The 14144-nt window shown below is 70.4% G+C and carries 16 protein-coding genes; 8 read left to right on the top strand and 8 right to left on the bottom strand.

Going from position 1 to position 14144, the window contains the following annotated elements:
• Window positions 1-44: 44 nt before the first annotated feature.
• From ACQ860_RS03875 to ACQ860_RS03865, 3 genes are read right to left on the bottom strand one after another with little or no spacing between them, the layout of a single operon-like run.
• Window positions 45-938 carry a DUF6925 family protein gene (locus ACQ860_RS03875; RefSeq protein WP_431302094.1) on the bottom strand — a complete coding sequence of 298 codons (894 nt, stop codon included), beginning with the start codon at window positions 936-938 and terminating at the stop codon, window positions 45-47.
• A 42-nt stretch (window positions 939-980) separates the two neighbouring features.
• Complete coding sequence (trpE, locus tag ACQ860_RS03870) at window positions 981-2525, bottom strand: anthranilate synthase component I (protein WP_431302093.1); 1545 nt, start codon at window positions 2523-2525, stop codon at window positions 981-983.
• Window positions 2479-4359, bottom strand: a complete 1881-nt coding sequence (locus tag ACQ860_RS03865) for a SurA N-terminal domain-containing protein (protein WP_431302092.1) — start codon at window positions 4357-4359, stop codon at window positions 2479-2481. The genes trpE and ACQ860_RS03865 overlap by 47 nt, the downstream gene beginning before the upstream one ends.
• 107 nt (window positions 4360-4466) lie before the next feature.
• Here ACQ860_RS03865 and tpiA point away from each other — a divergent pair, with 107 nt between their 5' ends.
• From tpiA to ACQ860_RS03845, 4 genes are all read left to right on the top strand, one after another.
• Window positions 4467-5204: a triose-phosphate isomerase gene (tpiA, locus tag ACQ860_RS03860; RefSeq protein ID WP_431305719.1), complete on the top strand. Its 738-nt coding sequence runs from the start codon at window positions 4467-4469 to the stop codon at window positions 5202-5204.
• 63 nt (window positions 5205-5267) lie between these two features.
• Entirely contained in the window at window positions 5268-6251 is a 984-nt protein-coding gene (locus ACQ860_RS03855; protein ID WP_431302091.1) for a Bug family tripartite tricarboxylate transporter substrate binding protein, read from the top strand.
• Window positions 6252-6323: 72 nt separating this feature from the next.
• Entirely contained in the window at window positions 6324-7304 is a 981-nt protein-coding gene (locus ACQ860_RS03850; protein ID WP_431302090.1) for a Bug family tripartite tricarboxylate transporter substrate binding protein, read from the top strand.
• Window positions 7305-7325: 21 nt separating this feature from the next.
• Complete coding sequence (locus ACQ860_RS03845; protein WP_431302089.1) at window positions 7326-8075, top strand: class II aldolase/adducin family protein; 750 nt, start codon at window positions 7326-7328, stop codon at window positions 8073-8075.
• A gap of 3 nt (window positions 8076-8078) precedes the next feature.
• On the opposite strand, the gene ACQ860_RS03840 is transcribed toward ACQ860_RS03845, so the two are convergent.
• Genes ACQ860_RS03840 through ACQ860_RS03830 form a run of 3 tightly spaced genes read right to left on the bottom strand, consistent with a single transcriptional unit; the run spans window position 8079 to window position 9381 of the window.
• Window positions 8079-8729, bottom strand: coding sequence for a nitrile hydratase subunit alpha (locus ACQ860_RS03840; RefSeq protein ID WP_431302088.1), 651 nt, complete (start codon window positions 8727-8729; stop codon window positions 8079-8081).
• Window positions 8729-9010, bottom strand: a complete 282-nt coding sequence (locus tag ACQ860_RS03835; protein WP_431302087.1) for an SH3-like domain-containing protein — start codon at window positions 9008-9010, stop codon at window positions 8729-8731. The genes ACQ860_RS03840 and ACQ860_RS03835 overlap by 1 nt, the downstream gene beginning before the upstream one ends.
• Entirely contained in the window at window positions 9010-9381 is a 372-nt protein-coding gene (locus ACQ860_RS03830; RefSeq protein ID WP_431302086.1) for a hypothetical protein, read from the bottom strand. Before ACQ860_RS03830 ends, ACQ860_RS03835 begins: the two co-directional genes overlap by 1 nt.
• 486 nt (window positions 9382-9867) lie before the next feature.
• Here ACQ860_RS03830 and ACQ860_RS03825 point away from each other — a divergent pair, with 486 nt between their 5' ends.
• Window positions 9868-10506, top strand: a complete 639-nt coding sequence (locus ACQ860_RS03825; protein ID WP_431302085.1) for a hypothetical protein — start codon at window positions 9868-9870, stop codon at window positions 10504-10506.
• A 10-nt stretch (window positions 10507-10516) separates the two neighbouring features.
• On the opposite strand, the gene ACQ860_RS03820 is transcribed toward ACQ860_RS03825, so the two are convergent.
• Window positions 10517-11389: a hypothetical protein gene (locus ACQ860_RS03820; RefSeq protein ID WP_431302084.1), complete on the bottom strand. Its 873-nt coding sequence runs from the start codon at window positions 11387-11389 to the stop codon at window positions 10517-10519.
• 116 nt (window positions 11390-11505) lie between these two features.
• Between ACQ860_RS03820 and ACQ860_RS03815 the strand changes: the two genes are divergently transcribed.
• The 3 genes from ACQ860_RS03815 (at window position 11506) to ACQ860_RS03805 (ending at window position 13873) form a co-directional block, all read left to right on the top strand.
• Complete coding sequence (locus ACQ860_RS03815; RefSeq protein WP_431302083.1) at window positions 11506-12207, top strand: aspartate/glutamate racemase family protein; 702 nt, start codon at window positions 11506-11508, stop codon at window positions 12205-12207.
• 33 nt (window positions 12208-12240) lie between these two features.
• Window positions 12241-12612 (top strand): cupin domain-containing protein, encoded by a 372-nt coding sequence (locus ACQ860_RS03810; protein WP_431302082.1) that lies wholly within the window; start codon window positions 12241-12243, stop codon window positions 12610-12612.
• Between the two features lie 64 nt (window positions 12613-12676).
• A complete protein-coding gene (locus ACQ860_RS03805; protein ID WP_431302081.1) occupies window positions 12677-13873 on the top strand; it encodes a patatin-like phospholipase family protein in 1197 nt (398 codons plus the stop codon).
• Between the two features lie 18 nt (window positions 13874-13891).
• Here the strand turns inward: ACQ860_RS03805 and ACQ860_RS03800 are convergent, their stop codons facing one another.
• Complete coding sequence (locus ACQ860_RS03800) at window positions 13892-14137, bottom strand: hypothetical protein (protein WP_431302080.1); 246 nt, start codon at window positions 14135-14137, stop codon at window positions 13892-13894.
• Window positions 14138-14144 lie beyond the last annotated feature (7 nt).

Raw genomic sequence — 14144 nt, 5'->3', positions numbered from 1 at the left:
GCGATGACCCTTCTTCGGTTCCGATGCCGGATCATCCGCCCGGCTTACGCCGGTTGCAATCCTGCCTCCGCCGCCATCTGCCGCAGCGCGACCTTCGCGGCGGCGCGGGCGTGGCGGTCATGGCCCGCCTCGGCCCCGGTGCGCCGCGCCTCCGCCTTGGCGGCCAGCAGCTCCGGCAGGCCGAAGCGGGCCAGCAGCGCCTGGAAACCCGCATGCCGCGCCGCGTCGAAGGGGCGGGGCTCCAGCATCGGCGTGCGCATCGGGTGGGCGGGGAAGATGTCGAGCACGCTCACCCAGCCCTCGGGGATGGGGCTGGTCGCCGCATGGGCGCGCCCGGTGCCCAGCAGCTTGGGCAGCAGATGTGTGTGCGGCCCCTCGGGCGAGCGGCCATCCGGCGGCGGGATGGGCTGGAAGACCTCGATCCGCGCCAGCTTCGAGACGAAGACGCGGTGCGGCGAGTGGTGGATGATCGCCATCGCCGCCGGGTTGTCGCGGTCCAGCAGCGGCATGCCGCAGGAATCGCGCAGCACCCGGATCAGCGCGGGATCCGAGGTGCGGACGCAGGCGCGCAGATGCGCGAAGCCCACGCCCATGTCGAAGAGTTCCGCCGTCCGGTCCTCCTCGCGCAGTGCCTGGTTGTCGGGGCCGAGTTCCGTCACGGCCGCATTGCCGCCGATCGCTGCCTCCTCCTCCGGCAGGATCAGCGCCGCCGCCTGCTTCCAGAGGCGTGGATCGGTCGAGGGTTCCTCCCAGGCGATGAGGCGCGGTTCGGCGCGCGCCAGACGGATGGCGATTCCGCCGCGCGCGGTCAGCCGCCCGAGCGGCGTTTCCACCACCGGCTCGCCCTCATCGCGGATGAATTCGCCGATCGCGCCCAGCACGCCGACGGCGAAGCCGGTCTCGTGCTCGGTGAGGAGGTCGGTCAGCGCGTCTTGCATGGGCGCATGCTGGCGCGGGCGCGCCAGGGCGGCAAGTGCGCGCTACCGCCCGCCAGCGGCGAAGCGCACCGCTTCCTCGGCCGCGCGGAACAGCGCCTTGGCCTTCTGGATGCATTCCTCATGCTCGGCGCGCGGGTCGCTGTCCGCCACCACGCCGGCGCCGGCCTGGACATGCAGCACGCCCTCCTTCACCAGCGCGGTGCGCAGCGCGATGCAGACATCCATGTTGCCATCCACGCCGAAATAGCCGAGGCCGCCCGCATAGAGGCCGCGCCGCGAGGGTTCCAGCTCCTCGATGATCTCCATGGCGCGCACCTTGGGCGCGCCCGAGAGCGTGCCGGCGGGGAAGCCCGCCTGCAGCGCATCCAGCGCGGAAAGCCCCTGGCGGAGCCGCCCGCGCACCTCGGAGGCGATGTGCATGACCTGCGAATAGCGCTCGATGCGGAACTGCGCCGTCACCTTCACCGTGCCGATGGCGGCCACACGGCCCACATCGTTGCGGCCGAGGTCGAGCAGCATGAGGTGCTCCGCGCGCTCCTTCGGGTCGGCCAGGAGCTCCGCCTCCAGCGCCAGGTCTTCCTCGGGCGTCGCACCCCGGCGGCGCGTGCCGGCCAGCGGGCGGATGGTGACTTCGCCCTCCTTCACGCTCACCAGGATCTCCGGCGAGGCGCCGACGGTGGCGAAGCCGCCGAAATCGAAGAAGGTCAGGTAGGGCGCGGGGTTGATCCGGCGCAGCGCGCGATACAGGGCAAAAGGCGGCAGCGCGAAGGGCGCCGAGAAGCGCTGGCTGGGGACGATCTGGAAGGCATCGCCCGCGCGGATATATTCCCGCGCGCGCTCGACGGCCGCCATGTAGCCCTCGGCCGTGAAGTTCGAGGTCGGCGCGGGCGGCGCCGGCAGCCGGGCCGGGGGCGCCGGGCGGGGCAGGGGGCGGTCCAGCGCGGCCTCGGCCTCGTCCAGGCGCGACTGCGCCAGCGCCCAGGCGGCCTCGGCGTCCAGCCCGCAATCGGCCCAGACGGGGGTGACCAGCGTCAGCGCATCCCGCACATGGTCGAAGACGGCGACGAGGGTCGGGCGGATCATCACCGCCTCGGGGATGCCCAGCACGTCGGGGTTGGTGGCCGGCAGGCGCTCCATCTGGCGCACCATGTCATAGCCCAGATAGCCGAAGAGGCCCGCTGAGATCGGCGGCAGGCCGGGCGGCAGGGTGGTGCGGATGGCGGCGATGCGCTCGGCCAGCGCCTGGAGCGGCGGCAGCGCCTCCGGCTCGAAGGCGTGGGGGGCGGCGAGCGCCTGGGTGTTGCACTCCGCCTTCCCGTCCCGGCAGCGCCAGATCAGGTCAGGTGCGAGGCCGATGGCCGAGAAGCGGCCGCGCGCGGCGCCGCCTTCCACGCTCTCCAGGAGGAAGGAATGCGGCTGGCCATGCGCCAGCTTGAGGAAGCTGCCGACCGGCGTTTCCAGATCGGCCACGCGTTCGCGCCAGAGGAGCCGGGATTGCCCGGCCTCGAAGCCCGCGCGGAATTCGGCGAAGCCCGTCACGTCAATTCCCCGCCATCTGGTCCACCAGGCGCGGATTGATCCGCACATTGGCGCGCGCCCTGAGGGCCGCCTGGTATTGCGTCTCGAAATCCTCCGCCATGGCCTGCGCCGTCTCGCTCCTGAGCGCGCCGAGTTGCGCCGCCTCGCCCGAGAGATCGGCAGGCGTCACGCTGAGCAGTTGCATCACGGCGAAGGATTGCGCGCGCTCGATCATGGTGGTGGCGTTGGGGGCCAGCTCGAAGACCGGGGCCAGCAGGTCGCGCGGCATGGGGTTGCCGCCGCCGGGCTCGCGCGGGAAGGGGCCCAGCTCCTCGGCCTTGATGTCCGCCGCCTCGGCGGCCGCGGCGAGGGTCTGGCCGGCACGGGTCGCGGCCAGCAGGGTGGCCGCGCGCTCCTCCTGCCAGCGGCGGCGCGCGGCGGCGAGGAAGCCGGCCACAACCTGCTCGCGCACCGTGTCCAGCGGGCGCAAGGCGGGCGGTGTGATCTCACGCACGTCAAGCGCGATGAAGCCCCATTCGCCCTCCTGCAGGCGGGGCGGGGCGCCGCGCTCGGCGGTGAAGATGGCGCGCAGCACGGGGGCGCGCACGGTGGGGGCCACGGGCAGCGCCACCTCCGCGCCGTCCGGCGCGCGGCCGGTCGCATCCAGCCGCGCCTCGACATAGCCGAGCCCATAGCGGCGCGCGGCCTCGGCCAGGCTGGCACCACCGGCCAGCGCATCCTCCACGCGGTTCACCCGCTCGAAGGCCAGGTCGGCGGCGCGTTCGGCCTGGATTTCGGCGCGGAGTTCGTCGCGCACCTCGTCCAGGCTGCGCTCGGCGCTGGCCTCGACGCTGCCGACGCGCAGCACATGCCAGCCGAAGGGCGTCCGCACCGGGGCGGAGACATCGCCGGGCGTGAGCGCGAAGGCGGCATCGGCCAGCGCGGGCAAAGGCAGGTCGGCGCGGCTGGAGAGGCCGAGCGCGGTGGCCATGCCCCCCGCCGCCTGCGCCGCCTGCTCGATCGCGGCGAAATCCGCCGCCTGGCGCCAGGCGGTTGCGATGGCCTGGGCCGCCGCCTCATCCTGCATCACGGCCTGGAAGACCTCACGTTTCTCGGGCGTCTCGTAGCGGGCGCGGTTGGCGGCATAGGCGTCCTCGATGTCGCGCTCGCTCACCTGCACCTCGCCCATCAGGCGGGCGGCGTTGAGCGTCGCCAGCGCCACGTCGCGATATTCGGGCGTCGAGAATTGCCGGGCATTGTTCTCGTGATAGCGGGCGAGCTGCGCCTCGGTCGGCGCCTCGGGCTCGGGCGCCTCGGCGAAGGGGAGTTCGACCAGCGTGGCCGTCCGGCGCTCCAGCGCCCAGGCCAGCATGCGAAGGCCCAGTGCCTCGGGCGCGACCGCGCCCGCGCGCACCGCGCCGGCCAGCTGCTGGCGGCCCAGATCGGTCCGCAGCAGGTCGAGGAAGCGGGCCTCCGTCATCTCATTGCTGCGGAGGAAGTTGTTGAAGACCTCGCGCGAGAAGCGGCCATCCAGGCCGGCGAAGCCCGGGATCTGGAAGATGTAGTCCCGCACCACGTCATCCGGCACGGAGATCCCCATCCGCGCCTGTTCCTGGCGCAGCACGCGGTCCAGCACCAGGCCCTCCAGCGCCTGTTCGGCGACGGCGCGGCGAATGCGGGCATCCAGCTCCATCCGGCCCTGAAGCTGCCGCTGGATGCGCTGCAACTCGCGCCGCGCGGCCTCCTGCGCCTCCTCGACCTCGATCGCGTCGTCGCCCACCCGGGCGACGGCGGTGTCGCGCCCGATGTTGCGCAGCATGTCCTCGATCCCCCAGACCGCGAAGGAGAGGATCAGCAGGACGAAGAGGAGCTTGGCGAACCAGGTGCCGGCCAGCCGGCGCATTGCGGTGATCATGCACAGGCGAATAGCGGTTTGCCGGCCGGTTGCCAAACGCGGGCGGTTTCTGTCCAATGCCCGCAACCAGAAAGAGCAAAGCCATGACACCCGGGATTCGACCGCTGATTGCGGGCAACTGGAAGATGAACGGCACTCAGCGCGAAGCCGCGCGCCTGGCCGAGGCGCTGCGCGGTGGGGCCGAGAATGCCGATCTTCTGATCTGCCCCCCCTTCATCCACATTCACACGGTGGCCGCCCTCATGCTGGGGAGCCGCGTGGCCGTGGGCGCGCAGGATTGCCACGCGGCCCATCACGGCGCCCATACCGGCGATGTGAGTGCCGCGATGCTGCGCGACGTGGGGGCGACGCATGTCATCCTCGGCCATTCCGAGCGCCGGACGAACCACGGCGAGAATGACGCCGCCGTCCTGGCCAAGACCGAGGCGGCGCTGACGTCCGGCCTCATCCCCATCATCTGCGTGGGCGAGACGGAGGCCGAGCGCCTCTCGGGCCTGGCCGATTCGGTGGTGGAGAAGCAATTGGCCGGCTCCATCCCCTATGGTTTCATCACGGCCGGCGGCATCGTCGCCTATGAGCCGGTCTGGGCCATCGGCACCGGCCGCACACCGACCGAGCGCGACATCGCCGCCATGCACGCCACCATGCGGACCGCGCTGGTGGAGCGTTTCGGGCCGGCCGCGCGCACCACGCGGCTGCTCTATGGCGGCTCGGTGAAGCCCTCCAACGCGGCGTCCATCATGGCCCTGCCCGATGTGGACGGCGCGCTGGTGGGCGGCGCGAGCCTCGTGGCCGAGGACTTCCTGGCCATCGCCAAGGCCGTCCCCGAGTAGGATTTCTTGCATCCAGGGGCGTCCAGGCCCCAGGCTGCCTCCCAACCAAGGGGAGGACAGGCCATGACCCATGCAACCCGCCGCGCGCTGTTCGCCGGCGGCCCTTCCCTCGTGCTGGCGGGCCACGCGGCCGCCCAATCCGCCGCCAGCTGGCCTGACAAGCCCTGGCGCGTGCTCGTGGGGGGCGCACCGGGCGGCGCCAGCGACATCTTCATGCGCATCCTGGAGCCGAGCCTGCGCGAAAGCCTCGCGCATGGCTTCTGGCTCGACAACCGGCCCGGGGCGGGCGGCATGCTGGCGGCCGAGATCGCCGCCCAGGCGCCGGCGGATGGCTACAACTTCCTGGTCAACCACATCGCGAGCAACGGCATCGGGCCGCACCTCCACCGCCGCGCGGGCTTCGAGCCCAATCGCGACCTGACGGGCGTGGCGCGCATCGCCTCCATGCCCAATTGCCTGATCACGCTGCCCTCGCGCGGGTTCAACAGCGTCTCCGACCTCGTGGCCTTCATCCGCGCCAATCCGCGCGCGGCCACCTTCGGCTCGGCCGGCGTGGGCACCTCCTCGCATCTCAGCGGCGTGATGTTCGGCCAGCGCATCGGCGTGGAGCTGACGCACATCCCCTATCGCGGCACGGCGCCCAACATGCAGGCGGTGCTGAGCGGGGAGATTCTCTTCGCCATCGACAATGCCCCAGCCTCCGCCCAGCAGGTCCGCGCGGGGATGCTGAAGGCCCTGGCGGTGAGCTCCGCCACCCGCTGGTCGCAATTGCCCGACCTGCCGACCATGCAGGAGGCCGGCATCGCCGATTTCGATGTCGCCTCCTGGTATGGGCTGGTCGCACCCAGCGCCACGCCGCGCCCGGTGATCGAGAAGCTGAGCGCCGCCATCCTGCGTGCGCTGGCGGACCCCGCGACGATCCGGAGGCTGCGCGAATTCGGCGCCGATCCCTGGCCGCTCGGCCCCGCCGAATACACCGCCTTCATGCGGGCCGAGGAGGCGAAATGGGGCCCCATCGTCCGCGCGGCGGGGGCGACCGCCAATTGAGGGAAGCCCCGCGCTTGGCGTGACCTCGGGCGCATGCCTAACATGTCCGGACCTTCAAGGAGCGACCGTGTGATGAGCCTGAAGCGCCGCCATCTCCTGCTCTCGCCGCTGGCGCTGCCCGCGGTGGCAAGCGCCCAGACGGCAAGCCCGGCCGAGGAGCCCTGGCCCAACCGCCCCATCCGCTGCATCGTGCCCTTCCCGGCGGGCGGCGGCACGGACCTCGCGGCGCGGATCGCGACGCGGCGCCTCTCCGAGGCGCTGGGCCAGCCCATCGTCATCGAGAACCGGCCCGGCGCGGGCGGCACCATCGGCAGCAACGCCGTCGCCCGCGCAACGCCGGATGGCTACACCATCGGCGTCGCCACCACGAGCACGCATCCCGTCGCGACCGTCCTGCAGCGCGACGTGCCCTATGACCCCGTCACCTCCTTCACCGCCATCACCATGCTCGGCACCACGCCCTATGTGCTGGTGGCGGGCCGCGCGATCCCGGCGAACAACCTCGCCGAATTCCTGGCCCATGTCCGGGCGCGGCCGGGGCAGGTGAGCTATGCCTCGGTCGGCGTCACCACGCTGGGCTACCTGCTGACGCGGCAATTCGAGCTGCTGACGGGGCTTCAGATGCACCACGTGCCCTATCGCGGCTCCTCCCAGGTCTATCCCGACCTGCTGAACGGGACGGTGGGCGCGCTGCTGGACAATCCGCCCGCCTCCGCCGCCATGGTGCGGGACGGGCAGCTCAAGGCCTTCGCCGTGACGCAGCGCTCCAACCTGCTGCCCGGCGTGCCGACCTTCGAGAGCCTGGGTGTCGCGGGCTTCGACGCCGTCTTCTGGTATGGCCTCGTCGCACCCGCCGGCCTGCCGCCTGCCATCGCCACCCGCATGCAGCAGGCGCTGGCCGCGCATTTCCTGACCGATGCCGGCCGCGCCGAGATGCGCGCGAGCGACATCGAGCCCGTGATGTCCACGCCCGCCGCCTTCGCCGCCAGCATCGCCGCCGACTCAGCCCGCTGGCGCGCGCTCGCCCAGCGCCTCGACATCCGTCCCGAATAGGCCCGAACAGGAGACACCGCCATGGATGGCATGAACCCCCCGTTTCGCGTGAACGAACTCACGCCCGACCCGCGCGTGAGCTTCGACCCCAAGGTGAGTGGCGACTATGTGAAATACGCGCATCGCCTGGCCGCGCGCGGCCTCGTGAACAGCAGCGTCGGCGGCATGGTGATCCGCGTGCCGCACCCGGATTACGAGCAGGGCATCTGCTACGCCAAGCCCCAGGGCATCAGCCTGGAGGAAGTGGAAGTCGAGGATCTCGTCATCACCGACATCCCCTATGGCCGCATCCTGGCCGGCGAGCGCGCCACGACCGTCGGCCACCAGATGAACCGCGAGATCCTGCGGCTGCGCCCCGATGTGAACTGCGTGATCCATCTGCATCATGACGAGACGATCGCCTTCCTGGCAGCGGGCTATGAGGAGATCCGCTCCTTCAGCCTGACCTATGGCTTCCTCATGCAGAAGCCCGCCCATTACCTGCCGGCCTCCATCAACGTCGAGGAGGATGTGGCGCCGATCAAGACCTTCATCCAGGACACGAACTGCATCATCATGCGCCGCCACGGCTTCACCGTGCTGGGCCGCACGCTGTCGGAGGCCTATCACCGCACCTGCGTGCTGGTGAGCGAGGTGAAGCGCAACATCATCGTGGAGCAGCTCTGCGCGGTGAATGGGCGGACGCCGGAAGTCATCACCGAGGCGGAGCTCGCGAAGATGTTCACCCATGGCGACAAGGTGATGTATCCGGAGGTGGTAAGGAAGGGGTGAAGCCTACGCGGCCACCACCGCCGTCCCCACCAGCATGTGCCGCGTGACCATCGGAACCAGCTCCTCCACCGGCCGCTCTGCGGCACCCGGCGGCGGCATGGGCAGCACGAGGTAGCGCATGTCCGCATTGGAATCATGCACGCGCACCTCGACCTCCGCCGGCAGTTCCAGCCCGAATTCGGCAAGCACCTGGCGCGGCTCGCGCACCGTGCGCGCGCGGTAATTCTTCGAGATGTACCACCAGGGCGGCTGGCCGAGCAGTGAGCGCGGGTAGCAGGAGCACAGCGTGCAGACGATGACGTTGTGCAGCGCAGGCGTGTTCCGCACGACGATGAGCTTGGCTTCCTTGATCCTGAAGCCCAGCTCGGCGGCCGCCTTGGAGCCATCCTCCACCAGCCGCCGCGCATAGGCTTCGTCGCGCCAGGCCTGCGCCACGATGCGCGCCCCCCAGGTGACGTTGGGCGCCTCGAGGGCCGCGATCACGCGGTCCGTGTCGGCCGCCGCCAGCAACTGCTTCTCGAGCAGGATCTTGTGCAGCGCCTCGGTCATCAGCGCGTAGTAGTCGGCACCGTGATGGCCCTCGACCACGGGGCGGTTCGGGTCGATCGCATCGGCCGAGAAGCGGGTGGGCGGCACGGTGGAGGGGATGGGCATCAGGCGGGCACCAGCCAATGGTCGTAGACTTCGATCTCCAGCGTGTCATGCGCCGGCCCCACATAGTCGGGCCAGAGATGCGCCTGGCGGAAATGCACGCGGTAGAGATCAATCGGCGGCAGGCCGGGGCGGCCATGGCCGAGTTCCTCGGGGTTCGGATAGGCGCCGCAATGCCGCTCCACCACGCCCGTCTTCTGGCGGACGAAGAAGGGGATGCGGACATGGCCGGGCTTGTGCAGATCCACCACGCGCACCGTGTCGCCGGGCTGGAAGCGGGGCATCACCCGGCCTCCGTGCCGAGGGGGGCAACGGTCTTCGCCGCATGGTCCACGCGCTGCCCGCGGCCGGCGGCCAGCGCATCCATGCGGGCCAGCACCTCGGCGCGGTCCACCAGGCCCTTTTCGTCCAGCAGCAGGGTCAGCGCCTCGGCACGGCGTTCGTAAAAGCCCAGCGTCTCGTAGAGCGGTTCGCCGAAGCTCTCGAAAGCGCGGCGCATCTCGTCGAGGGAGACGCAGCGGTCCTTCTGCTCCAGCGCGCCGCGCATGGCCTCGGAGAGCTTCTGCCACTCGGCGAAGGGGTGCTCGTCCTGCTGGATGGGCCCGCCCGGCAGGCCGCCAATGTCGTGGTATCCGCGAAAAGGTGGCTCGCCCATCAGCTTCCCCCTACGGCATGCCGGAAGACCTCTCCAGCGCGTGCGCCTTGATGCGCAGGAATTGAGGACGGGTCAACGTGGCGCGGCTGCGCGAACGGGGCGGCGGACGGGCGGCGTGCCTGGCCAGGATGTGAATTCGGCGGCGGTGATGGCAGGGTCGGCCAAGGTGCCATATCCGAGCAGAACGGGAGGGAATTCCTAACGTAACTGAATCAATCTGACGTAAGGATTTGCCTGTTCCGTAGCCAAAAAATAACGTCAAAAACTGCCGCCAAAGGTATGAAAATTCGATTTTTTCGCTGAAGCCACACTTTATCTCATGATGAGGAATGCGAAAAAATTAAAAAAAGCGGAGAAAAAGCCTAATTTTCCTTGCGAACCTCTGTGGATAAAGCAATCTTCTCTCATAGGTTGTGTTTTTTCCCAGGGGGGGCTGTCATGGTTGCGGCGACGCGACGCGTTCAGGAAGAGAGGCTGGACCACCAGGTGCGACAAAGCCTCGGCCATTGGCCCCAGCGCCCGCCGGGACTCGAGCCTTCCTTCAAGCAGCCGGGAACCTGGCTGCGCGCGCGGCCCGACCTTGAGCGCAAGATCACCCAGCCCTACCTGAAATTCCCCGGCGCCGACCGGCTGAAGACGCTGCCCGACGGGCTCTACCTCCATTTCAGCACCAAGGCGGCCGAGCCCTATGTGGACATCCTCTGCATCGAGGCCTGCGGCACCTACCAGAACCTGCTCGACAAGCGCTCGCGCTTCGCGCCCAGCACCGGCTCGCTCCTCGCCGTCTGCCCGGTCGAGTGGCTGCTCCAGCCCGGCATGCCCGGCAACAACATCCCGCGCTGGCGCCTGATCCGCATGCTGAAGACCGAGCCCCGGACGGACCTCGTCCTCCCGGTGCGCGATGCGCGCGTGCTCTTCGCGCTGAAGCCCAGCCACTTCCGCGGCTTCATGGCGACGCAGACCGCCCATGCGCACGAGTTCTTCTGCCCGATGGATGCGCTGACGGCCGAGGATGGCGCGAAGAACCCGGCGCTGCGCGCGCTGCTCGCCCGCGCCGCCTCCGCCGCCAACTACATGGAGCTGCCCGAGGGGCCGCGCCGCGGCCCGCGCTCCGATCCGGCCTGACGCGCGGCGTTCACGGCGCCTCGGGCGGCATGGCATGCGGCCACGCCTCGTGGCCCGGCATGTAGTTGCGGTTGTTGATGGCCGCGTTGCGGTTCACGAGCGGCCGCGCGTAGAGCGGATGGGTCATGCTCCGCACCTCATGCTCCACACGGAACAGCGCGTTGCCCGTCTCCGGCTCCACGATGTCGAGGAAGCGGTACTGCCAGGGGTTGCTTTCCTCGCTGATCAGCCCCGCCGCCTTGAGGCGCGCATGCGGCCCGCCGAAATCCGCCAGCGTGATCTGGATGTGGTGGCCGTCGTAATCGGGCTGCGGCGCGTCGGTCTCGCGGAAGACCAGGTATTGCCCGTTCGCCACCAGCGCGCGCGCCACGCCGCCCTCGGCGCTCGCAGGCGCCTGCAGCACCTCGCGGTAGAAGCGCGCGATGCCGGGCGTGGTGCCCGGCGCCACGTCGAACTCCACATAGGGCATGCCGAGGGTGATGCGCCCGAAGCGCGCCGCATCGGGCGCATGCACGCGGATGCGGTTGCCCCAGGGGCAGGTGGTCTCCACCGCATCCTCGGTCTCGCGGAAGTCGAAGCGCGTGCCGGCGAGGTTCTTGCGCTGCGCCGAGAGCCGCCGCAGCAGCGCCGCGCGGTCGGGCAGGACCAGCGCCGTGGTGCCGCGCAGCACCTGGGGCGCGCCCGCGGGCAGGTGGAACTGGCTGATGCCGACATTGGCCCACATGTTGTCGGTGCCGGTCATCAGATACGGATCGCGCGTGAGGCCGAGGCCGCTGATATAGAAATTCGTGGCCGCGATCTGGTCCGGCACGCGGATGTTCACATGCTGCAGCTCGACCACATGGCCCAGCGATTCGGCATGCCGGTCATAGGGCTGGTTCATCGCGCATTCTCCCTTTGCGCCGAGCTTCGCGCGGGTCCGCCCGCGCCACAAGCACCCTCGACAGATGCGCCGCGCGGGCGGACAAAGCCCTGCGCCACGGAGTGGGGAAGGTGATCATGCGGATGCTGGGTGTGCTGGGGGGGATGGGGCCGCTTGCCTCGGCCGAGTTCATGAAGGCGCTGACGCTAGAAACGCCCGCCGAGCGCGACCAGGACCACATCCCGACCATCCTCTGGTCCGACCCACGCGTGCCCGACCGCACCGCCGCCCGCAAGCATGGCGGCGAGGACCCGCTGCCCTGGCTGATGCGCGGGATTCGCGGGCTGGAGGCGGCCGGGTGCGGCGCCATCGCCATCCCCTGCAACACCGCCCATGGCTGGTTCGACCAGATGCAGGCCGCGACCGCGCTGCCCATCCTGCACATCGTGGATGCCGCCGCGGCCGATCTCCGCCGCCAGGGCGTGACCTCGGGCCGCATCGGGCTGATGGGGACGACGGCGACACTCGCCATGCGCCTCTATCAGGAGCGGCTCGGCATCGAATGCATCACGCCCTCCGACGCGCTGATGGAAAGCCATGTCATGCCGGCCGTGGGCCTCGTGAAGGCCAATCGCGTGGCCGAGGCCTATGCGCCGCTGGCCGAGGTCGCGCGTCACCTGCACGCCGAAGGGGCGGCCGCCGTCGTGCTCGGCTGCACGGAGATCCCGCTGGGGGTGGCCGCCGGCCCAGCGCTGGAATTTCCGGTGGTGGATACGGTGGCGGCCCTGGCGCGTGCCGCCATCGGCTGGGCGCTTGCCGAGCGCGCGACCGCTGGCTAACCGTTGCGCCGCAAGTCAACCAAGGAACGTCCGATGAGCCAGGCTCAGCATTTCCACAACCTCGCCGACGTCACGCAGGGCATCGCGCGCGAACTGGCGCCGGGTGTGACCACGCGCATCTTCCCCGGCGAGCACGCCATGCTCTCCGTCGTCACCATCGCCCCCAATGGCGAGGGCACGATGCATTCCCACCCCGAGGAGCAATGGGGCGTCTGCCTCGAGGGCACCGCCATCCGCATCCAGGGCGGCGAGGAGATCCCGGTGAAGAAGGGCGATTTCTGGCGCACGCCGGGCGGGGTTCCGCACACCATGCGCGCCGGCCCCGAGGGCTGCCAGGTGCTCGATATCTTCGCCCCCCCGCGTGAGGCCTATCGCGTTGCCGGTTCGGGCTTCGGGACCACCTGAGCGCGGCTCTGGCTTGACGGCGGCGCGCTGGGCAGGCGCAATCAAGAAATCGAATGCCCAGGACATGACCATGCCGTTCTCGCGCCGCGCCGCCCTCCTGCTGGGCGCCTCCAGCCTCTCCGCCTGTGCGGCGCTGGAGCGCGGCCCCGCCGTACCGCGCGGCCAGACCGGGCGCGCCACCGTGCTCGGCATCCCCAATGAGCGCTTCTTCCCGGCGCTGGGCACGCGGCCACTGGTCGCCGAATTCATGGCGGCGCTGGAGCGGCGGCACGCCTTCCTCGGCGTCCCGATGGGCGGGATGATGCCGGCACTCGACCTGCTCGCCATCTCGGGCGGCGGCGATGACGGGGCCTTCGGCGCGGGGCTGCTCACCGGCTGGACGCAATCGGGCACGCGGCCGGAATTCGCGCTCGTCACCGGCGTCAGCACGGGCGGGCTGATCGCGCCCTTCGCCTTCGTCGGCCCCGACTACGATCCGGCGCTGCGCCGGGTCTACACGCAGAGCACGCTCTCCGACATCCTGATCCAGCGCAGCCTGATCACGGGCGTCCTCTCGGACGGGCTGGCCGACACCACGCCGCTCTTCCGCACCATCGCGCGCGAGCTGGACGCGACGATGATCGCGCGCATCGGCGAGGGGTACCGCCAGGGCCGGCTGCTGCTGATCGGCACCACGGATCTCGATGCGCAACTGCCGGTGATCTGGAATGTCGGCGCCATCGCGGCGAGCGGCCATCCGGGCGCCCCCGCGCTGATCCACCGCATCATGCTGGCCTCGGCCTCCATTCCCGGCGCCTTCGCGCCCGTGCTGTTCGATGTGACGCTGGATGGCGCGCGCCACCAGGAACTGCACGTGGATGGCGGCGCCTTCGCCCAGGCCTTCCTCTATCCGGTGGCGGTGACGCAGGCGCGGCGCGCGCGCATCGCGCGCCGCCTGCCGGTGCAGCCGATCCGGGCCTGGGTGATCCGCAACGCCCGTCTCGACCCCAACTGGGCCGCGACCGACCGCCGGACCATGAGCATCGCCGGCCGCGCGGTCGAGACGATGATCGCCGCCAGCGGCCTGAACGACGTGATGCGCATCTGGCTGAACGCCCAGCGCGACGACGTGGAATACAACCTCGCCTTCATCGGCGCCGATTTCGACGTGACCTACACCACGCCTTTCAACCCGGCCTATATGGGCCCGCTTTTCGAATATGGCCGGGCGCGCGCGGCGCGGGGCTATGACTGGGCGAAGCAGCCGCCTCTCATCGAGTAGCCCCGTCGCCAGGGTGGCTCAGTCGTCCCCGCACTCGCAACCGGGGGCCGGGGCCAGGCTCTGCCGCGTCACGTGATGGTCCACCCATTCGGCGACCAGCCGCCGCGCCTCGGCGATCGAGGCCTCGGGGTGGTGCACGCGATAGAGCGTCGTGCAGGCCTGGAAGGCGGCCATGTCCGTGGTGCCCACATCGCGCAGCTCGCGATAGGCGGTGACGACGGCGCGCTCGCAGCGGCGGGCGATATGGCTGAAATCGCGACCCATGGTGCTC

This window comes from Sediminicoccus sp. BL-A-41-H5 (assembly GCF_050632405.1).
Lineage (GTDB): Bacteria > Pseudomonadota > Alphaproteobacteria > Acetobacterales > Acetobacteraceae > Roseococcus.
Note: the sequence above shows the minus strand (reverse complement) of the source record. Positions and strands in the feature narration are given on the sequence as shown.